Source organism: Enterobacter sp. 237C8 (genome assembly GCF_034106865.1).
Lineage (GTDB): Bacteria > Pseudomonadota > Gammaproteobacteria > Enterobacterales > Enterobacteriaceae > Enterobacter > Enterobacter asburiae_B.
On sequence record NZ_JAWNDF010000008.1, the window covers coordinates 50111 to 70018 of the forward strand.

At 55.4% G+C, this 19908-nt stretch carries 16 protein-coding genes and 2 pseudogenes; 10 read left to right on the forward strand and 8 right to left on the reverse strand.

The window, feature by feature from the left end:
* Positions 1-7: 7 nt before the first annotated feature.
* A pseudogene (locus USF70_RS17875) lies at positions 8-361 on the reverse strand (helix-turn-helix domain-containing protein); the annotation flags it as partial.
* A 48-nt stretch (positions 362-409) separates the two neighbouring features.
* Between USF70_RS17875 and USF70_RS17880 the strand changes: the two are divergent.
* Positions 410-511 (forward strand): annotated as a pseudogene (locus USF70_RS17880) (hypothetical protein); the annotation flags it as partial.
* Between the two features lie 195 nt (positions 512-706).
* Positions 707-1783: a type I restriction endonuclease gene (locus tag USF70_RS17885; protein ID WP_320735873.1), complete on the forward strand. Its 1077-nt coding sequence runs from the start codon at positions 707-709 to the stop codon at positions 1781-1783.
* Positions 1784-2179: 396 nt separating this feature from the next.
* On the opposite strand, the gene USF70_RS17890 is transcribed toward USF70_RS17885, so the two are convergent.
* Positions 2180-2920 carry a MipA/OmpV family protein gene (locus tag USF70_RS17890; RefSeq protein WP_033147018.1) on the reverse strand — a complete coding sequence of 247 codons (741 nt, stop codon included), beginning with the start codon at positions 2918-2920 and terminating at the stop codon, positions 2180-2182.
* Positions 2921-3037: 117 nt separating this feature from the next.
* Between USF70_RS17890 and USF70_RS17895 the strand changes: the two genes are divergently transcribed.
* Complete coding sequence (locus USF70_RS17895; protein WP_065423115.1) at positions 3038-4003, forward strand: LysR family transcriptional regulator; 966 nt, start codon at positions 3038-3040, stop codon at positions 4001-4003.
* Here USF70_RS17895 and aldB read toward each other — a convergent pair.
* The 6 genes from aldB to USF70_RS17925 all read right to left on the reverse strand — a co-directional run bounded on the left by aldB (position 4000) and on the right by USF70_RS17925 (position 11151).
* Positions 4000-5538 (reverse strand): aldehyde dehydrogenase AldB, encoded by a 1539-nt coding sequence (gene aldB, locus USF70_RS17900; RefSeq protein ID WP_029740992.1) that lies wholly within the window; start codon positions 5536-5538, stop codon positions 4000-4002. The two genes, USF70_RS17895 and aldB, sit on opposite strands and share 4 nt — an antisense overlap.
* A gap of 85 nt (positions 5539-5623) precedes the next feature.
* On the reverse strand, positions 5624-7471 hold the full coding sequence (gene selB / locus USF70_RS17905; RefSeq protein ID WP_167819033.1) for a selenocysteine-specific translation elongation factor: 1848 nt from the start codon (positions 7469-7471) through the stop codon (positions 5624-5626).
* Positions 7468-8853 (reverse strand): L-seryl-tRNA(Sec) selenium transferase, encoded by a 1386-nt coding sequence (gene selA, locus USF70_RS17910; protein WP_064673799.1) that lies wholly within the window; start codon positions 8851-8853, stop codon positions 7468-7470. The genes selB and selA overlap by 4 nt, the downstream gene beginning before the upstream one ends.
* A 103-nt stretch (positions 8854-8956) precedes the next feature.
* Complete coding sequence (locus USF70_RS17915; RefSeq protein ID WP_047059729.1) at positions 8957-9565, reverse strand: glutathione S-transferase; 609 nt, start codon at positions 9563-9565, stop codon at positions 8957-8959.
* A gap of 90 nt (positions 9566-9655) precedes the next feature.
* Positions 9656-10792, reverse strand: coding sequence for an HlyD family secretion protein (locus USF70_RS17920; protein WP_033147023.1), 1137 nt, complete (start codon positions 10790-10792; stop codon positions 9656-9658).
* Positions 10793-10794: 2 nt separating this feature from the next.
* Positions 10795-11151 carry a DUF3302 domain-containing protein gene (locus tag USF70_RS17925; RefSeq protein WP_023334046.1) on the reverse strand — a complete coding sequence of 119 codons (357 nt, stop codon included), beginning with the start codon at positions 11149-11151 and terminating at the stop codon, positions 10795-10797.
* 659 nt (positions 11152-11810) lie between these two features.
* Here USF70_RS17925 and USF70_RS17930 point away from each other — a divergent pair.
* The 7 genes from USF70_RS17930 (at position 11811) to lldD (ending at position 19862) form a co-directional block, all read left to right on the forward strand.
* Positions 11811-13718: a PTS mannitol transporter subunit IICBA gene (locus USF70_RS17930; protein WP_023309922.1), complete on the forward strand. Its 1908-nt coding sequence runs from the start codon at positions 11811-11813 to the stop codon at positions 13716-13718.
* A 98-nt stretch (positions 13719-13816) separates the two neighbouring features.
* The gene (mtlD, locus tag USF70_RS17935; RefSeq protein WP_032665121.1) at positions 13817-14965 is read left to right on the forward strand and encodes a mannitol-1-phosphate 5-dehydrogenase; all 1149 of its coding nucleotides are present in this window, start codon (positions 13817-13819) and stop codon (positions 14963-14965) included.
* The gene (mtlR, locus tag USF70_RS17940; protein WP_320735874.1) at positions 14962-15552 is read left to right on the forward strand and encodes a mannitol operon repressor MtlR; all 591 of its coding nucleotides are present in this window, start codon (positions 14962-14964) and stop codon (positions 15550-15552) included. Before mtlD ends, mtlR begins: the two co-directional genes overlap by 4 nt.
* Before the next feature lie 58 nt (positions 15553-15610).
* Complete coding sequence (locus tag USF70_RS17945; RefSeq protein WP_063145475.1) at positions 15611-15973, forward strand: YibL family ribosome-associated protein; 363 nt, start codon at positions 15611-15613, stop codon at positions 15971-15973.
* Between the two features lie 279 nt (positions 15974-16252).
* The gene (gene lldP / locus USF70_RS17950; RefSeq protein WP_023309919.1) at positions 16253-17908 is read left to right on the forward strand and encodes an L-lactate permease; all 1656 of its coding nucleotides are present in this window, start codon (positions 16253-16255) and stop codon (positions 17906-17908) included.
* Entirely contained in the window at positions 17905-18678 is a 774-nt protein-coding gene (lldR, locus tag USF70_RS17955; RefSeq protein WP_023294814.1) for a transcriptional regulator LldR, read from the forward strand. The genes lldP and lldR overlap by 4 nt, the downstream gene beginning before the upstream one ends.
* Complete coding sequence (lldD, locus tag USF70_RS17960) at positions 18675-19862, forward strand: FMN-dependent L-lactate dehydrogenase LldD (RefSeq protein ID WP_210867572.1); 1188 nt, start codon at positions 18675-18677, stop codon at positions 19860-19862. The genes lldR and lldD overlap by 4 nt, the downstream gene beginning before the upstream one ends.
* Positions 19863-19908 lie beyond the last annotated feature (46 nt).

A 19908-nucleotide genomic window follows, 5' to 3' on the forward strand; every position in this document is an offset into this window, starting at 1 on the left:
GAGGCGCTCAGCCGGAATTATTATGCGCTTTACAATACCGCCGTTTCCAGACGGCAGGTGTTAAGCCCGTATGCTTTGAAAATATTTGCCGAAAATAGCCCACGTCATTAAAACCAAAGCGGTTTGCTACTTAGGTAAGCGACGCAGAGCCATCCAGCAACAGCTTTTCCACTGCCCTGACGCGCTGGCGATGTATCGCCTCCGTCAGGGTTAAATGGAAAGTCCGGCGAAATACGCGCCCCAGGTAATCGGCATTGCAGTGCAACGCTTTTGCCAGCTGCGACGTCGAAAGCGGTAAATGAAACTGCGTGCGAATAAGCTGCTTCGCCTTCCACGCCATCGCCGCACCGGCTTGATCCACGCTGTCTCCATTCCCTGAAGAGAGCGACACCTGCTATAAAATCATCTCCAGCACCAGCACTGCACGCTAACCTTTATACCCCGGTTCAGTTGGGCAAATAGGGGAGTAGCAGAGATGCGGATTTGGGTGGATAAACATAAACAAGAATAATGTCACCTTTATGGATATATAATATTTTTATCAAGCTCAGTGATGCCGAGTTCACGGATTATCATCGACTGAAAGACAATGTGATCTAACCCTCGGTATTGTTTTTTTGCAGCAGTTCAGCTCAGGTATACCATTGTCTGACATGCATTTTAGTGTTATTCCATAAAGACACACAGCTAAAAATAAGGACATCCCATGGAATTCACAGAAAGATTAAATGCCTTATCAAATAAAATAAAACAACAACTTGATGTAATTAATACTGAAGAAGCAACAAAAACTGCATTTGTAATGCCATTCATTCATAACGTTCTGGGTTATGATGTTTTTGATCCTTCAGAGGTAACACCTGAGTTTGTCTGTGATGTTGGTACAAAAAAGGGCGAAAAAATCGATTATGCTATAATGAAAAATAATGACGTTCAGATACTTATTGAATGTAAGAAAATTGGCGAACCATTAAATATAAATCATGCCTCGCAGTTATTCAGGTATTTTCATGTAACAAACGCCAGAATTTCAATCCTCACCAATGGACAAAATTATAAATTTTTTACAGATCTGGATGCTCCCAATAAAATGGATGAAAAACCATTTTTGGAAGTAGATCTTCTTGATATTGACGAAAATATAATACCTGAGCTAAAAAAATTAACTAAGTCTTCGTTTGATTTAGAATCAATTATCAATGCTGCTGGTGAATTAAAATATGTCAGCCAAATCAAAAAAAACCTGCATTCTCAGCTAAATAATCCTGAAGATGACTTTGTGAAATTTTTTGCATCCCGAGTTTATGATGGGATTCTGACTCAAAAAGTCAGAGAGTCTTTTTTTAACTTGACCAAAAAAGCTGCAAGCCAGTATATAAATGATCAGGTTAATGAGCGACTTAAGTCAGCTATTACGGGCATAACCCCAGCGATCATCGATACTCCAAATGAGTCATCACAGATTGAGGAAGACGAACATAAAGATGAAAGTGATGTGGTTACAACGCTAGAGGAGCTCGAGGGATATCATATTGTTAAAGCAATCACCAGAGCAGTACTGGAGGCACCCCGTATAACTCACAGAGATACCAAAAGTTACTTTGGTATTCTTGTAGATGACAACAACCGCAAACCCCTTTGCCGATTGCATTTTAATCGTACACAAAAATACATCGGACTTTTCGACATAGAAAAAAACGAAACGCGTCATCCTATAACGACAGTCGATGATATCTATTCATTTGCTGATATCCTGAAAGCGACAGCAGCTCTATATAATTAATTTTTTACTCAGGCAGCACGCGACGTGCTGCCTCAGCCTGGAACGTCAGGGAAAAAGGCGCTGGCGCTACCGTCGAAGTCAGAACGAATCTAAGCCGGATAAAACATAACGACTCCTGATATCCGTGCTTAATTAACGCCTGTCGCCAAATACGGGCGAGAGTGCCCGGTTTGATTTTCTTTAAGCATGATACACATGATGCACATCTTTATTGATGGCGCAGATCGCATTAGCGTATCAGGAATATTAATGAGGAAGCCATGACGGGAAGGGAAAACGGGAGATCGGTACTCTCAAATATGCCCGGCGGCGCTTTGCTTGCACGGGCCTACGTAAAACTGCGATGGCAGTCCATGTAGGCCGGGTAAGGCGAAGCCGCCACCCGGCTTTAGCGCATCAGAAACGCCAGGTCAGGCCGGTCATCAGCGCGAAGCTGTCGTCGCGGTCGATCATCGGGCTGTTCTTCACGTCGTCAGGCAATACGGTGTAGACCGCGCTGGCGTTAAGATACAGCTTCTGGGTTAACTGATATTTGGCCGCCAGGCCAACGTATGGCGTCCAGCTGTCACCGGCGGTGTATTCATCCAGACCTGAGCGGCGAGACTCGCTGCCGGATACGCCATAGTAGTAGTCGTTATAGCTTTCGTCGCTATAGAAAATACCGACAGAGGGCGTCAGGGTCAGGCGTTCCATCCTGATTGGACGGAAGTAAGAAACCTCGCCGATCATACCGCCGCTTTCATCCGTGGCATCGCCCGAGACCGCCACTTTCAGCGAACCCCAGCTTTCGTGGCGGTAGTACGCGCCGCCGAGGAAGGCAGAGGCTTTACGCTCATCAAGCTTTTTCATCTGATGGTCGTCGTTGTCATCAGGATCGAAATGCAGCGGCATCCACGATGCGGTCAGGCTGAGTTCATTTTTTGCGTCTTTCCACAGGATCCATCCGCCCGTGGTCTGGCGAACATAAAAGCTATCGCCTTCGTAGCTAATTAACGGTACTGCGGTAGTATTTTCGTTATAGCCTTTGTAAGGAGACTCATTAAATACAGCCCCCGCTCCTAGTGAAAAGTCACCGGCCATTGCTGAGGATGTTGCAAATAACGTGGCAGCGATGAGTAAATTGTATTTAATAGTCATTACATGTAATCCATTAAAATGCCAAACAAGCGAGGCGCATAATAATGGTTACAAATTTGCCAATGCAACGCTGCGGTTTATATAATATTATATACAAAATCATATAGATGGGTGTGCATGATGAATAAATTACAGCTAAAGCCGCGCGAGTTAAAAATTATATCCGTCATCGCAGCCACCCACAGCATTGGTGATGCCGCCGCCCTGCTGGGCATGGCGCAGGCCAACGTCAGTAAATATCTGTCTGATTTTGAAACGCGGGTTGGGCTCAAGGTTTTTGAGCGCACCACGCGGCAGCTGGCCCTGACCCAGTTTGGGGAAGCGTTACTCCCGTACATTGATGCCACGCTGGATAAGAACCGTCAACTCGTTAATTTTATTGCTGATTATAAGCATGAAAAGCGCGGAAAGGTCACGATCTATGCCCCTACAGGTATCGTAACCTATCTCGCGCGCCACGTGATCCATCAGATAGAAGATATCGGTGACATCCGCATCTCCCTGAAAACCTATAACCTGGATCGGAATGAATTTTCAGAAGGCGTTTCTTTTCCGGATGACTGCGACATTTTAATTACCTATGCGCCGCCGAAAGACGAAAGTCTGGTTGCCAGCGTGTTAACAAAATATTCTGTTACGGCATTCGCTACCCTGGAATATTTAAATAAACACCCCTTAACGGGACCTGAAGGTTTAATTAATCACTCCTGTATTCTCATTGATTCCATGCTGATCGATGATGCAAACATCTGGCGTTTCCGCGTGCACGGCAGTGATAGCGTGCATGACTACCGGGTGACCGGTAATTATATTTGCGACAATACGCAGACGGCCCTGGAGCTGGCAAGAAATAATCTTGGGATTGTTTTTGCGCCAAAAGAGAGTCTGAAAAAAGAATTAACGCAAGGGATGCTGGTTCCCTGCTTCCCGCATCAGGAAGAGTGGTGGCTCGATCTGACGGCCATCTTCCGCAAACGCGAATACCAGCCCTGGCGCGTGCAATACGTTCTGGATGGCGTTCTGAACTGCCTGCGCCAGCAAATTGCTCAGGCCGCCCATGGACGGCCTGAGCTGGGCGATTAGAATAGCCCCAGCGGTTTATCGGAGTAGCTGACCAGCAAACATTTCGTCTGCTGATAATGCTCCAGCATCATCTTATGGGTTTCACGCCCGATGCCCGATTGCTTATAACCGCCAAATGCCGCGTGCGCAGGATAGGCGTGGTAGCAGTTGGTCCAGACGCGCCCGGCCTGAATGCCTCTGCCCATTTTATAGGCCAGATTACCGTTGCGGCTCCAGACGCCGGCTCCCAGGCCATACGGCGTGTCGTTGGCAATCTCCAGCGCCTCCTCCATCGTTTTGAAGGTGGTTACGGCCAGCACCGGTCCGAAAATTTCCTCCTGGAAGACGCGCATGTTGTTCTGACCGAACAGGATCGTTGGCTCCAGATAATACCCTTCCTGCAGATCCCCACCGAGCACCTTACGGCGACCGCCGGTCAGAATATCCGCCCCCTCTTTCTTGCCGATATCGATGTAGTTGAGGATGGTTTCCAGCTGTCCGTGCGAGACCTGCGCCCCCATCTGCGTGACGTTATCGAGCGGGTTACCGCTGCGGATAGACTCGACGCGGCGAATGGCCCGCTCCATAAAGCGCTCATAGATGGACTCCTGCACCAGCGCGCGGCTTGGGCAGGTGCAGACTTCGCCCTGGTTAAACGCAAACAGCGCAAACCCTTCCAGGGCTTTATCGAAGAAGGCATCCTCTTCCTCCATCACGTCCGCGAAGAAGATGTTCGGGGATTTCCCGCCCAGCTCCAGGGTCACCGGAATGATGTTCTGCGTGGCGTACTGCATAATCTGCTGGCCCACTTCCGTCGACCCGGTAAACGCCACTTTAGCGATTCGTTTCGAGGTAGCCAGATATTCCCCTATCTCACCGCCCGCGCCGTTGACCACGTTAATCACGCCAGGCGGCAGAAGATCGCCAACGATTTCCATCAGCAGCAGCACCGAGAGCGGGGTCAGACGCGCCGGTTTAAGCACAATGCAGTTCCCGGCCGCCAGCGCGGGTGCCATTTTCCAGCTCGCCATCAGCAGCGGGAAGTTCCATGGAATGATTTGCCCGACGACGCCCAGCGGCTCGTGGAAGTGATACGCCACGGTGTCGCTGTCTACCTCGCTTATTCCGCCCTCCTGAGCGCGAATGCAGGAGGCAAAATAGCGGAAGTGGTCGATGGCCAGCGGCACGTCTGCCGCCATCGTTTCCCGGATCGGCTTGCCGTTATCCCAGGTTTCCGCCGTCGCCAGCAGCTCCAGATTCTGCTCCATCCGGTCGGCGATTTTGAACAAAATAGCCGCGCGGTCCTGAACGGAGGTGTGGCCCCATTTATCTTTCGCTTTGTGCGCCGCATCCAGCGCCAGATCGATATCGCGCCTGCCGGAGCTGGCTATTTCGCACAGCGGCTGGCCGGTTACGGGGGTCAGGTTGGAATAGTATTCGCCGTCGACGGGAGCTACCCAGTCGCCGCCAATAAAGTTGTCATAACGAGGCTTCAGCTTGAGGGGAAAACCATACTCGCCGGGCTGGATACGCGATGAGGGAGGATTGTTTGTCATGACCGTCTCCTTGCTGTTGGTGTACATCAAGGGTAGTTCCGGCTGGCGATTTTCTCGCCAACCGGTAACGGCTTTACGACGGGGGTCACGGAGTTTCAGGAAATAATAACGAATCGCGCAATAAATGATCGTTACCGCGACGGCGGGTGAAGCCGATGCGGTTGAAATACTCCAGGATCTGAATCGCCAGCTTGCGGCCCACGTTCAGCCGGTCGCGGAAATCGGCTGCGCAGGTAGAGCCCCGCTCCAGATCCAGCTCGCGGATCAGGTTCGCAAAGGCCACAATACGATCGTTACGGTAATAACGATCTTTCACGATCGCGACTATCAGCCCCTGCTGCGCCGCATGGCGCAATACCTGACGCATCACCTGCTCGTCGGTATTCGTTTCGCGGGCCAGATCGCGAACCCACCACGGCTCATCGCCAAACAGCGAGGCCACTTTTTGCCATACCGCTTCTTGCTCTGCGGTGAACCCGGCCTTGTGATCCGGCAGATGGAGCCAGCCGTGGTGGCTTTTGATCGCCCCGCTTTCGCGCATGTTTTCAATCAGCAGCAGCACCAGCGCATCGTCTTCCATCGGCAGCGCCATGCGCCGCAGACGCTCACGGCCCGGGCCAGGCTCATCCTGATGCTGTTCATGGTATGTTGCGAGCGTGTTCAGTATCTTACGCTGCCAGTTCGCAGCAACCGGGGCGTTTAGCAGACTGTTTCCAGCCTGAATAAAGCCCGGCTGCTGGGCCAGCAGGCGTAATCCTTCCTCGCTCAGCTGGCGTGCCCATGCAAAATCACGCAGGCTCACCGCACCGCGCTCAAGATGCACCCGCAGCGCGGCGTTATCATCGCTGGCCTGCGCCAGCGCTGCCAGCCACTGCAGATATTCGGGCTTACGCTTGCCGCGTCGCGGTGGATTCAGCGCGACCACCCGTGCCCCGGCCAGCGTTTCCCGCGCGGAAATATCACGCAGAACCAGACGATCGTTGTCTGCAAGCCAGAGCGGTGAATCGAATACCAGTTCGGCAAGATCGTTTTCCAGCAGCGACACGCGCCCGGTGATATGGCTGGCCGCGTGGTGAATATGCAGCGGCTGCCATTGGGTCAGGGGCACGTTTGTCTGCAGGGAAACAATGACGCGTTCAGACGGCTCAGGTGGGGCATCGGCCAGCAGCCAGTCGCCGCGGTTAAGCTGCTCTTTTTCCGCATCCCCGGCAATGTTCAGCGCGATCCGCTGCCCGGCATGAGCACGCTCCGCGGGCTGGTTTTGCGCATGCAGGCCGCGCACGCGCATCGCCTTGTTAACGCCCGTCAGCCAGAGCGTATCACCTACGTTCACTTCACCGCTCAGCGCCGTACCGGTCACCACCAGCCCCGCGCCTTTGACGGTAAACGCCCGGTCAATTGCCAGACGGAAGCGGTGATGGCTGGCGTGGTCACGCGACGAAAGCTGCTGTAAGTGGTGGCGAAGTTCATCGATACCGCGCCCTTCTGTCGCCACGGTGACAAAAAGCGGGGCATCGGCAAAACCATACTCCTGCAAGGTCGCCTGTACCGCTTCGCGCACCTCACTGACGCGTGCGTCATCCACGCGATCGGCTTTGGTCAGCGCCACGGTCAGCTGCGGGTTACCGGTCAGCTGCAGGATCGCCAGGTGCTCACGGGTTTGCGCCATAACGCCATCATCGCAGGCCACCACCAGCAGGGCATGATCGATACCCCCCACGCCCGCCAGCATGTTGGACAGAAACTTTTCATGCCCCGGAACATCAATAAAACCCAGCACGCGACCATCAGGCTGGGGCCAGTAGGCATAGCCCAGATCGATGGTCATGCCGCGCTTTTTCTCTTCCGGCAGGCGGTCGGCGTTTATGCCGGTAATAGCCTGCAGCAACGTGGTTTTTCCGTGGTCGACATGACCGGCGGTGGCAATAATCATTTCAACAACATCTCCAGAAATCGCTCTTCATCTTCAAGGCAGCGCAGATCCAGCCACATTCGGCCATCGTAAATCCGCCCGATAACCGGCGCAGGCAGGCCACGCCAGCGCGCCGACAGGGCTTCAAGGTGGCTGCCGCGCCCGTCACGCGGGGTGAACGTGAGCGCTTCACTCGGCAGCCTGTCCACCGGCAGCGAACCGCTGCCAATCTGCGACTGGCAGGGTTCAATGCGAACGTCAAAATCGGGGTAGTGCGGGGCAATGCGCGGCAGCAGTAATTCGGCCTGGGCGCGAATCGAGGCGGCATCGCGGGTTAACAGACGCAGCGTGGGCAGGCGGTCGGCCAGTTTCTCCGGATGGAGATAGAGCCGCAGCGTCGCCTCCAGCGCGGCAAGCGTCATTTTATCGGCTCGCAGGGCGCGCTTGAGCGGATGCTGCTGCAGCTTCGCAATCAGCTCGCGCTTGCCGACGATAATCCCGGCCTGCGGCCCGCCCAGCAGCTTGTCGCCGGAAAAGCTGACCAGGCTAACGCCTGCGGCAATCATCTCTTGCGGCATCGGCTCTCTCGGCAGCCCGTAAAGGCTCAGATCCACCAGCGAGCCGCTGCCGAGATCGGCAATCACCGGAATATTCAGTTCGCGGCCAATCGCCGCCAGCTCTGCCTCTTCAACCGTTTTGGTGAAGCCTTCAATATGGTAATTGCTGGTGTGGACCTTCATCAGCAGGGCGGTATTTTCATTCACCGCCGCGCGATAATCTTTCGCATGGGTACGGTTAGTAGTGCCCACTTCATGCAGCGTGCAGCCCGCCTGGCGCATCACGTCCGGAATACGAAACGCCCCGCCAATCTCCACCAGCTCGCCGCGGGAAACCACCACCTCTTTGCCGCTGGCAGTCGCCGCCAGCATCAGCAGCACCGCTGCGGCGTTGTTATTCACAATGCAGGCATCTTCCGCGCCGGTCAGCTGGCACAGCAGGTCCGCCAGCGCCCGGTCACGATGCCCGCGTCCGGCGCCGTCCAGATCGTACTCCAGCGTCACGGGCGCCCGCATGGCCTGCACAACCGCAGCCACCGCCTCTTCCGCCTGCTGCGCGCGGCCCAGGTTGGTATGCAGCACGGTACCGGTCAGGTTAATCACCGGGCGTAATGCGCTTTGCGCTTTCTCATCCAGCCGGTGCTCAACTTCCTGCTCCCACGCCGCGCACCAGTCGGGCAAGGCGTTTTCTGCCTGAATAGCGCATCGGGCTTCGTCCTGAAGCAGGCGTAACATCTCCACCGTCGCGGTATGGCCGAAGCGCTCAACGGCAGCATGAATGCGGGGCTCGCGAAGGAGGCGGTCGGTAGCGGGGATCTGGCTGTACAGCGAATGATGAGTAGTCATGAAAGCGCCTGGCGAGTAAATATCTTCCCCCCTCCCGACGGGAGAGGGAGTTAACATGTGGAGGGATTGTACCGCCTCCGACGCCGAAGTGTTATAACCCGCATCAAGCCTTTGGCGGTTCGGTACGGGCAAAGCTCTCGCGGCTAAAAAGCGTGTCTGCCAGTTTCACCAGCAGCGGACGGTCGACGCACCAGCCAGGGGAAACCCGGCGGAAGTTGAGATAGCCGATGGCGCAGGCGATAGCGATAGTTGCCAGGTTCAGGCTGTCGGTTTGAATCTTTCCCTCCCGGATAAGCTGTTCGCACCTGTCCAGGCTGCGGCTGATTTTTTCCCGCTGGCGTAACAGTTCCGTTTCCGACTGCTGGGCGGCGGGCCTGGCCTGTTCACGCACGGAGGTTAACGCCGCATCCATAATGCCATCGGCCAGGGCTTCAATTTGCTTCAGCGCCAGCGCCGCTTTTGGGTCAGCCGGCAGCATTGCCGGGGCAACGCCCAGCAGCTCGATATACTCCGCAATAATCGGGGAATCGAACCAGTATTCGCCCTCGTCCGTCACCAGCGCCGGGACTTTCCCCAGCGGGTTGTACTGCGCGACGCCGTTTTCAGCGTTGTAGGGCTGTTCATTGATGAATTCAAATTCAATCCCTTTCTCCAGAAGGAGAATCGAGATTTTTCGCACGAAGGGACTGGTGTAGCTACCGATGAGTTTCATTGCCTGATCCTGGATGCCGGAAAAAAGTCAGTATGGATCAAGCGATGAAAAAAGGGCAGGTATGCGTGTCGCATTCCTGCCCTGGAAGGATTAGTGATCGAGATAGAGGTAGTGCATCCAGCTGGTCATGCGCAGCAATACTTTACGCATCACCGAGACGTGGGCGAAATGGTCCGAGTAGACCGCCACCTGGGCATAGATACCGTCTGGCAGCGCATCGACTTCCGCATTCGGATCCAGCTCAATCGTACCCAACACGCCGTCCGTTCCCGGCACCACCGTCAGCGACTGCAGCGCACCCTGCGCCTGATAGGAGCCTCCCGGCACCACCGGCAGAATACTGGTGAGTTTACCGGTAAACACCTGGCCCGGCAGCGCGTTAAACACCACTTCCGCTTCATCGCCCGGCTTCAGACGCAGCAGCGAGTTCTGACGGAACTGGGCCACGATCTGACGCTTCTGTTCAGGAATAAAGACCATCACCGGACGCAGCGGCAGCGCGGCGGCGTACGTCCCCGGACGGATCAGCACCTGGGTGATGTAGCCATCGCTTGGCGCACGGACCACGGTCTGATCCAGGTTGTATTTGGCTTCAGCAAGCTGCGCGCGTAAGGAGGCAATCTGCGACTGCTCGCCGTTCACCATGCTGTCCAGCTGGCTTTGAATCTGCGTCTGTTCGGCAACGGAGCCTTTCACCATCGCATCCTGTGCGAGATAATTTTGCCGCGCGTTGTCGATATCGCTTTCAGAAAACGGATTCACTTTTGCCTGGCTGCCTTTCAGGTAGCGCTGATAATCTTTAAACAGACGATCGCGTTCAGCCGACACGCGGGTGGTATTGGCGACCGCTTCCGAAAGCTGCGCTTTCAGATTGTCGATATTGTGCGTTGCGGTCACCAGGTCGGCCTGGAGTCTGTCGACGCGCGCCTGGTAGCGGCCCGGATCCAGTTTAAATAACACTTCGCCTTTTTTAATAAGCTGGTTATTTTTATCGGTCACTTCACTGACCACCCCGGTAACCTGCGGCGTAATTGGAATAGAAATAACCGCCTTTTGCGCCGTAAAGGTGTACGGATGGTTATAGTTCATTAACAGAATAAGCCCGGCAACAATAAACACCCCGCCTAATGTCGCGGTGGCAAGCGTCCACTGGTTTACCGGAATACGGAATATTTTAAAAATCACCCAGGCAAATGCCACATAGGTCAAAATAATTAACAGATCCATGATTAGCGCTCCAGCGTGTTCTTATCAGCGGCGGGCTGTACCGCGGCCAGCTTTTGTTCTAATTCGGCCACGCGTTTGGCCAGCGCATCCATGCCCGGAACCTCATCAGGCTTGGTGATGTGGTTTTGCATCCCCCAGCCGCGATCTTCACGGTACAGCGTGGCCCATATCCACAGGAACGGCCAGATGGCATGGAGCGTAAACAGGCTAATCCAGCCTGCCGTGTGAATCGCATCGGCATGCGGATGGTTTCGCTTTTTGGCCATATTATAAGGAATGTCATGGATGGCGATGATTCCATAAAAAAGAACCAGAAATACAAAAATCAATACGCCCAGCGCAAAATAGTTGAGAAACATATTCTCCTCACTTAAACAACGTCAACTCATTTAATTAATAAAACAGTACGCAACCTAATTAATTTATTTTGAAATACAGAAGGTATACTGGTTATTTCAGAGCCGGGGAGTATCGTTTTTTATAATATCTCCATGCAAGTTTATAAGCGTGTCAAAATATATCCTGAATAATAATATACTTAACCTTACAATATGAGCGTAATCCACGTTTTAACTTTTCGCCATACCACACTTCAAAAGTGGTTTTTTAGCTTAACGTGTCGCGCTATGCCATCCTGACGCCGAATCGCTAAGCAGAGTTTGCCGCCGATCGCAGCCGGAGAAATCTGCATAAAAATATTTTGTGAAATCAGTCACAATCCAGAAACAAACCCACAAAACCAAATCGTGACAACCATCACATAAAAGGGTGGTTTTTGCCGCATTTCTCGCCGTCGTATTTTTTTTGCCCACCTTTTTTGTGACTAAGATCACCTCATTGACATCCACACCCCCTACCTTTACGTGATATGCGTCACACAAATTTTCACTGTCTGGACAGTTGAACGATTCAGTGCCAGATTTCACAGCATCAGAACAGGGCCCGGCTACCTCTGCCGCCTCATTAACAATAAACCTCGGGCCGCAAGCCTAAGCGTAAACAGAAGAAGGGGTGTTTTATGTCATCCGATTTCAAGATCAAAGTTCAAAGCTTTGGTCGTTTCCTCAGCAACATGGTGATGCCAAATATCGGCGCGTTTATCGCGTGGGGTATCATCACTGCATTGTTCATTCCGACAGGGTGGTTGCCTAACGAAACGCTGGCGAAACTTGTTGGCCCAATGATTACCTATCTCCTGCCGCTGCTCATCGGTTTCACCGGTGGTCGTCTGGTGGGCGGTGACCGTGGTGGCGTAGTGGGTGCCATCACGACCATGGGTGTTATCGTCGGTGCGGATATGCCGATGTTCCTCGGTGCAATGATTGCCGGTCCTCTGGGCGGCTGGGCGATTAAGAAATTCGACGTCTGGGTTGATGGTAAGATCAAATCCGGCTTCGAAATGCTGGTGAACAACTTCTCTGCGGGCATCATCGGGATGATCCTCGCGATTCTGGCGTTCCTCGGCATTGGCCCTGCGGTTGAAGTGCTGTCCAAAATTCTGGCGGCAGGCGTTAACTTTATGGTGGCGCACGACATGCTGCCGCTGGCGTCTATCTTCGTTGAACCGGCGAAAATCCTGTTCCTGAACAACGCCATCAACCACGGTATCTTCTCGCCGCTGGGTATTCAGCAGTCTCACGATCTCGGCAAGTCTATCTTCTTCCTGATTGAAGCCAACCCGGGTCCGGGTATGGGCGTACTGCTGGCGTACATGTTCTTTGGTCGCGGCAGCGCTAAGCAGTCTGCTGGCGGTGCGGCAATCATTCACTTCCTGGGCGGTATCCACGAAATTTACTTCCCGTACGTGCTGATGAACCCACGCCTGATCCTGGCCGTTATCCTTGGCGGTATGACCGGCGTGTTCACCCTGAGCGTGCTGGGCGGCGGTCTGGTGTCTCCAGCTTCTCCGGGGTCTATCCTGGCGGTGCTGGCGATGACGCCAAAAGGAGCGTATTTCGCTAACATCGCGGCCATCTGTGCGGCCATGGCCGTCTCCTTCGTGGTCTCTTCTATCCTGCTGAAAACCAGCAAAGTGAAAGAAGACGACGATATTGAAGCGGCGACCCGTCGTATGCACGACATGAAAGCCGAATCCAAAGGCGCAACCCCGCTGGCGGCTGGCGATGTGTCTAACGACCTGAGCCACGTGCGTAAAATCATCGTAGCCTGTGACGCCGGTATGGGTTCCAGCGCAATGGGTGCAGGCGTGCTGCGTAAGAAAGTGCAGGATGCGGGCCTGACCAACATCTCCGTCACCAACAGCGCCATTAACAGCCTGCCGCCGGACGTTGACCTGGTCATCACGCACCGCGACCTGACCGAACGCGCCATGCGCCAGGTGCCGCAGGCACAGCACATCTCGCTGACCAACTTCCTCGACAGCGGCCTGTACACCAGCCTGACCGAACGTCTGGTTGCGGCGCAGCGTCACGAAGACAACGAAGTGAAAGTGCGCTCAAGCCTGCAGGACAGCTTTGACGAAAGCAACGCCCACCTGTTCAAACTGGGTGCGGAAAACATCTTCCTCGGTCGCACAGCAGCAACCAAAGAAGAAGCGATTCGCTTTGCCGGCGAGCAGCTGGTGAAAGGCGGCTACGTTCAGCCTGAATATGTCGACGCAATGCTGGAACGCGAAAAACTGACGCCAACCTACCTGGGCGAATCCATCGCGGTTCCGCACGGTACGGTTGAAGCGAAAGATCGCGTCCTGAAAACCGGCGTCGTATTCTGTCAGTATCCGCAGGGCGTGCGCTTCGGTGAAGAAGAAGACGACATCGCCCGTCTGGTGATTGGTATCGCCGCTCGCAACAACGAGCACATTCAGGTGATTACCAGCCTGACCAACGCGCTGGATGATGAATCTGTCATTGCGCGTCTGGCCAGCACCACCAGCGTGGAAGAAGTCCTGGCACTTCTTAACAAATAAGTCCTCTTCCCTCTCCCCTCTGGGGAGAGGGCTAGGGTGAGGGGAAAAGTTCCTCACCCCAGCCCTCTCGGGTAAAAACATTGATGAAGGTTAACACTATGAAAGCATTACATTTTGGCGCAGGTAACATCGGTCGTGGTTTTATCGGTAAACTGCTGGCAGACGCGGGCATTACGCTGACATTCGCCGATGTGAATCAGGTGGTCCTGGATGCCCTGAATGCGCGTCATAGCTATCAGGTCCATGTAGTCGGTGAAAACGAGCAGGTTGAGACAGTATCCGGCGTCAACGCGGTCAGCAGCATCGGGGAAGACGTTATCGACCTGATCGCCAGCGTCGATCTGGTCACCACGGCCGTGGGTCCGGTCGTCCTTGAGCGCATCGCCCCTGCGGTTGCGAAAGGCCTGGCAAAACGTAAAGCGCAGGGCATCGACGCTCCGCTGAACATCATCGCCTGCGAAAACATGGTGCGCGGCACCACGCAGCTGAAAGGCCACGTGCTCAACGCTGTAGCCGACGAAGACAAAGCCTGGGTTGAAGCGCACGTCGGGTTTGTGGATTCCGCCGTGGATCGCATCGTTCCGCCGTCTGAATCCGCCACCAACGACCCGCTGGAAGTGACCGTGGAAACCTTCAGCGAGTGGATCGTGGATAAAACCCAGTTTAAAGGCGCCCTGCCGACCATTCCGGGAATGGAATTAACCGATAACCTGATGGCATTTGTCGAACGCAAACTCTTCACGCTGAACACCGGGCATGCTATAACCGCGTACCTCGGAAAATTGGCCGGTCATCAGACCATTCGTGACGCGATCCTCGATGAGAAGATCCGCGCGGTGGTAAAAGGGGCAATGGAAGAGAGCGGCGCGGTGCTGATCAAACGCTACGGTTTTGATGCTGATAAACACGCAGCATACATCCAGAAAATCCTCGGTCGCTTTGAAAATCCGTATCTGAAAGATGACGTTGAGCGCGTGGGCCGTCAGCCTCTGCGCAAACTGAGCGCGGGCGACCGTCTGATTAAGCCGCTGCTGGGCACGCTGGAATACGGCCTGCCGCACGCCAACCTGGTGAAAGGGATTGCCGCCGCGATGCACTATCGCAGCGAGCAGGACCCACAGGCGCAGGAACTGGCTCAGCTGATTGATGACAAAGGCGCGCAGGCTGCGCTGGCGCAGATTTCCGGTCTGGACGCCAACAGCGACGTGGTTGTGGAGGCGGTTAACGCATACAACGCAACCAAATGATGCACAGTGCGGCGCAGATTAACCTGCGCCCAAATAATAGATTGTCAGATATGCAGGCAATAATGGAACAAACCCAGGCCTTTGAAAATCGTGTGCTTGAGCGTCTGAATGCTGGCAAAACCGTACGAAGTTTCCTGATTGCCGCCGTCGAGCTGTTAACCGAGGCGGTGAATATCCTGGTGCTTCAGGTGTTTCGCAAAGACGACTACGCGGTAAAGTATGCTGTAGAACCGTTACTGGACGGAGACGGACCGCTGGGCGATTTATCCGTGCGTCTAAAGCTGATTTATGGTCTTGGCGTGCTCAACCGACAAGAGTATGAAGATGCGGAGCTGTTAATGGCGCTGCGCGAAGAGCTCAATCATGACGGTAACGAGTACACCTTTACCGATGATGAGATCCTGGGGCCCTTCGGCGAGCTGCACTGCGTCAGCGCGCTCCCCCCTGCTCCGCATTTTGATAACAGCGACCCTGAGCTATACGCGATGCAAAAGCTGCGTTATCAACAGGTTGTCCGCTCCACGATGGTGCTCTCCCTGACTGAGCTGATTTCCCGAATCAGCTTAAAAAAAGCGTTTCAGAAGTAAGCCTGCTCACATTGGTGTATCCTTCCCTGTAAATTCCCCGTTTTCAGAGTTATTTGTCATGAAAGAAGTCGAAAAGAACGAAATTAAACGCCTGAGCGACCGCCTGGATCTGATCCGCCACCAGATGGCTGGCCTGTCACTGGTCGATTCCGCCGAGAAGTACGCCGAGCTGGAAAAAGAAGCCGCCACGCTGGAAACAGAAATCGAGCGTCTGCGCGAAGTGAAAGGCCAGAAGCTGAGCAAAGAAGCGCAGAAGCTGATGGACATGCCGCACCGCCGCGCGATCACCAAAAAAGAACAGGCCGACATGGGCAAGCTGAAAAAAAGCGTCCGTGGTCTGGTGGTGGTACACCCGATGACCGAGCTTGGCCGCGAAATGGGCCTGAAAGAGATGACGGGTTTTTGTAAGACCGCGTTCTGATACTTCCCCCTCTCCCTGTGGGAGAGGGGCGGGGTGAGGGCATCAGGCCCCACCCCGCTTCAAATTGGCCCAACCAATCCCCCTTTTCTTTCTTCCCCGGTTCACAATTCCATTATTTCCGCTCACAAACTCATTGCCTGACCATAACATTTGGTTAACCATTCATTGTCATTCACCCTACAACACAACATTGGCAGGACCACTTTTACACAACCTGTGACGCAGAGTTGAGCGGAGACTCACCCGCAGCGCAGGCTGTCTGGTCCCCAGGAGACCTGCATGAGCCTCTGGCAACAAAACTACGACCCGGCCGGAAATATCTGGCTGTCGAGCCTGATCGCATCGCTTCCGATTCTGTTCTTCTTCTTTGCGCTGATTAAGCTCAAGCTGAAGGGCTACCTCGCCGCGACGTATACCGTTGCTATCGCCCTGATGGTGGCGCTGTTCTTCTATAAAATGCCGGTGGATCGCGCGCTGGCCTCCGTCGTCTACGGTTTCTTCTACGGCCTGTGGCCAATTGCGTGGATCATCATCGCGGCGGTGTTTGTCTATAAAATCTCGGTGAAAACCGGGCAGTTCGACATAATCCGCTCGTCGATTCTTTCCATCACGCCGGACCAGCGCCTGCAGATGCTGATTGTCGGCTTCTCCTTCGGGGCGTTTCTGGAAGGTGCGGCAGGCTTTGGCGCACCGGTGGCGATCACCGCCGCGCTGCTGGTCGGTCTGGGCTTTAACCCGCTCTATGCCGCTGGCCTGTGCCTGATTGTGAACACCGCGCCGGTTGCGTTTGGCGCGATGGGTATTCCGATTCTGGTGGCCGGACAGGTCACCGGGCTGGACAGCTTCGAGATCGGACAGATGGTTGGCCGCCAGCTGCCCTTCCTGACCATTATCGTCCTGTTCTGGATCATGGCGATTATGGACGGCTGGCGCGGCGTGAAGGAGACCTGGCCTGCGGTGATGGTGGCGGGCGGTTCGTTCGCTATCGCTCAGTACCTCAGCTCGAACTTCCTCGGCCCGGAGCTGCCGGACATCATCTCTTCGCTGGTGTCGCTGGTCTGTCTGACGCTGTTCCTGAAGCGCTGGCAGCCGGTGCGTATTTTCCGCTTCGCCGACATGGGCGCCTCGCAGGTTGATCAAACCCTGGCCCGTACGGGCTATACGGCAGGACAGGTGATCCGCGCCTGGTCGCCGTTCCTGTTCCTGACCGCAACGGTCACCCTGTGGAGCATCCCGCCGTTTAAAGCCCTGTTCGCCCCGGGCGGCGCGCTGTACGACATGGTGATTAACATCTCCGTACCGTTCCTCGACAAGATGGTCGCCCGTATGCCGCCGGTGGTGCACGCCGCTACGCCGTATGCCGCGGTCTATAAATTCGACTGGTTCTCCGCCACCGGTACCGCCATCCTGTTTGCCGCGATCCTTTCCGTGGTGTGGCTGCGCATGAAGCCTGCGGCCGCGGTGCAGACCTTTGCCGCGACCGTTAAAGAGCTGATGCTGCCGATTTACTCCATCGGCATGGTGCTGGCGTTCGCGTTTATCTCGAACTACTCCGGCCTGTCATCGACGCTGGCGCTGGCGCTGGCCCATACCAGCCACGCCTTCACCTTCTTCTCGCCGTTCCTCGGCTGGCTGGGGGTATTCCTGACCGGTTCCGATACCTCGTCTAACGCCCTGTTTGCCGCGCTGCAGGCAACGGCGGCCCAGCAGATTGGCGTGTCGGATGTCCTGCTGGTGGCCGCGAATACCACCGGCGGCGTGACCGGGAAAATGATCTCTCCACAATCCATCGCCATTGCCTGTGCGGCGGTGGGACTGGTCGGTAAAGAGTCGGATCTGTTCCGCTTTACCGTGAAACACAGCCTGATATTCACCTGCATGGTCGGGGTGATCACCACCCTGCAGGCCTATGTCTTAACCTGGATGATCCCATGATAGTGATGCCCAGACGCCTGTCCGACGAGATTGCCTCTCGCGTGCGGGCGCTGATTGAAGAACAACAGCTTGAAGCGGGCATGAAGCTGCCCGCCGAACGCCAGCTCGCCGCCCAGCTTGGCGTGTCGCGCAACTCACTGCGCGAGGCGCTGGCGACGCTGGTCAGCGAAGGCGTGCTGGTGAGCCGTCGCGGCGGCGGCACCTTTGTGCGCTGGCAGCATGACGACTGGTCCGAGCAAAACATCGTGCAGCCCCTGAAGACGCTGATGGAGAACGACCCGGACTACAGCTTCGACATCCTTGAAGCGCGTCACGCCATCGAAACCAGTACCGCCTGGCACGCGGCCATGCGGGCAACCGACGCCGACAAAGAGAAACTCATCGCCTGCTTTGAGGCCACGCAAAGCAGCGACCCGGACATCGCCTCCCAGGCGGACGTCCGTTTTCACCTGGCGATTGCCGAGGCGTCGCACAACGTGGTGCTGCTTCAGACCATGCGCGGGTTCTTCGACCTGCTGCAATCCTCCGTGAAGCAGAGCCGCCAGCGCATGTATCTGGTTCCGCCGGTTTTTGCCCAGCTCACAGAACAGCACGAGGCGGTGCTCAACGCCATTCTGGCCGGTGATGCCGAGGCCGCACGCAAAGCGATGATGGCGCATCTCGGTTTCGTGCACACCACCATTAAACGATTCGATGAAGACCAGGCCCGACAGGCGCGTATTACCCGTCTGCCTGGCGACAGTGATATTTCCAGGGAGAACAAAGCATGATTATTTCAGCAGCCAGTGACTATCGCGCCGCGGCGCAGCGCATTTTGCCCCCGTTCCTGTTCCACTACATTGACGGCGGGGCGTATGCCGAATACACCCTGCGCCGCAACGTGGAAGATCTGTCGGAGGTGGCTCTGCGCCAGCGCGTGCTGAAGAATATGTCTGACCTGAGCCTTGAGACGAAGCTGTTCAACGAAACGCTCTCCATGCCCGTGGCGCTCGCGCCTGTGGGCTTATGCGGCATGTATGCCCGCCGCGGCGAAGTGCAGGCTGCCGCTGCGGCGGATGCCAAAGGCATTCCGTTTACCCTCTCCACCGTGTCCGTCTGCCCGATTGAAGAGGTAGCACCGACCATCAAGCGCCCAATGTGGTTCCAGCTGTACGTCCTGCGCGATCGCGGGTTTATGCGCAACGCGCTCGAGCGAGCCAAAGCGGCGGGCTGCTCCACGCTGGTCTTTACCGTCGATATGCCGACCCCCGGGGCACGCTATCGTGATGCCCACTCCGGCATGAGCGGCCCGAATGCCGCGCTCCGCCGCTACTGGCAGGCGGTTACTCACCCGCAGTGGGCGTGGGATGTCGGCCTGAACGGTCGTCCGCACGATCTGGGCAATATCTCGGCATACCTCGGTAAACCGACCGGGCTGGAAGATTACATCGGCTGGCTGGCGAACAACTTCGATCCGTCGATCTCGTGGAAAGACCTGGAGTGGATCCGCGAGTTCTGGGACGGCCCGATGGTGATCAAAGGGATCCTCGATCCGGAAGATGCCCGCGACGCGGTACGCTTTGGCGCAGACGGGATTGTGGTATCTAACCACGGCGGACGCCAGCTTGACGGTGTGCTCTCTTCCGCACGCGCCCTGCCGGCCATCGCCGATGCGGTGAAAGGCGATATTGCGATCCTGGCCGACAGCGGCATCCGCAACGGGCTGGACGTGGTGCGAATGATTGCGTTGGGCGCCGACAGCGTGCTGCTGGGGCGCGCGTATCTGTATGCGCTGGCGACGGCGGGCCAGGCAGGGGTGGAGAATCTGCTCAACCTGATCGAAAAAGAGATGAAGGTGGCTATGACGCTGACAGGAGCGAAAACGATCGGTGAAATCAGCAGAGATTCTCTGGTGCGGGAGTTAAATAAATTACCGGCGGCGCTGGCGCCACTTGCTCAGGGAAACGCGGCCTGACCTTCTCCGGTTAATCCCCCTTTCTCACGCGCCCGATTTTCCCCTC

Excerpts from the sequence above, each read along its gene's own strand:
- USF70_RS17915 (WP_047059729.1), bottom strand. The coding sequence starts at position 9,565 with ATGAAACTCATCGGTAGCTACACCAGTCCCTTCGTGCGAAAAATCTCG.
- lldP (WP_023309919.1), top strand. The coding sequence starts at position 16,253 with ATGAGCCTCTGGCAACAAAACTACGACCCGGCCGGAAATATCTGGCTG.
- mtlD (WP_032665121.1), top strand. The coding sequence starts at position 13,817 with ATGAAAGCATTACATTTTGGCGCAGGTAACATCGGTCGTGGTTTTATC.
- selA (WP_064673799.1), bottom strand. The coding sequence starts at position 8,853 with ATGACTACTCATCATTCGCTGTACAGCCAGATCCCCGCTACCGACCGC.
- USF70_RS17920 (WP_033147023.1), bottom strand. The coding sequence starts at position 10,792 with ATGGATCTGTTAATTATTTTGACCTATGTGGCATTTGCCTGGGTGATT.
- aldB (WP_029740992.1), bottom strand. The coding sequence starts at position 5,538 with ATGACAAACAATCCTCCCTCATCGCGTATCCAGCCCGGCGAGTATGGT.
- mtlR (WP_320735874.1), top strand. The coding sequence starts at position 14,962 with ATGATGCACAGTGCGGCGCAGATTAACCTGCGCCCAAATAATAGATTG.
- USF70_RS17945 (WP_063145475.1), top strand. The coding sequence starts at position 15,611 with ATGAAAGAAGTCGAAAAGAACGAAATTAAACGCCTGAGCGACCGCCTG.
- USF70_RS17895 (WP_065423115.1), top strand. The coding sequence starts at position 3,038 with ATGATGAATAAATTACAGCTAAAGCCGCGCGAGTTAAAAATTATATCC.
- USF70_RS17890 (WP_033147018.1), bottom strand. The coding sequence starts at position 2,920 with ATGACTATTAAATACAATTTACTCATCGCTGCCACGTTATTTGCAACA.
- USF70_RS17930 (WP_023309922.1), top strand. The coding sequence starts at position 11,811 with ATGTCATCCGATTTCAAGATCAAAGTTCAAAGCTTTGGTCGTTTCCTC.
- USF70_RS17925 (WP_023334046.1), bottom strand. The coding sequence starts at position 11,151 with ATGTTTCTCAACTATTTTGCGCTGGGCGTATTGATTTTTGTATTTCTG.
- selB (WP_167819033.1), bottom strand. The coding sequence starts at position 7,471 with ATGATTATTGCCACCGCCGGTCATGTCGACCACGGAAAAACCACGTTG.
- lldD (WP_210867572.1), top strand. The coding sequence starts at position 18,675 with ATGATTATTTCAGCAGCCAGTGACTATCGCGCCGCGGCGCAGCGCATT.
- USF70_RS17885 (WP_320735873.1), top strand. The coding sequence starts at position 707 with ATGGAATTCACAGAAAGATTAAATGCCTTATCAAATAAAATAAAACAA.
- lldR (WP_023294814.1), top strand. The coding sequence starts at position 17,905 with ATGATAGTGATGCCCAGACGCCTGTCCGACGAGATTGCCTCTCGCGTG.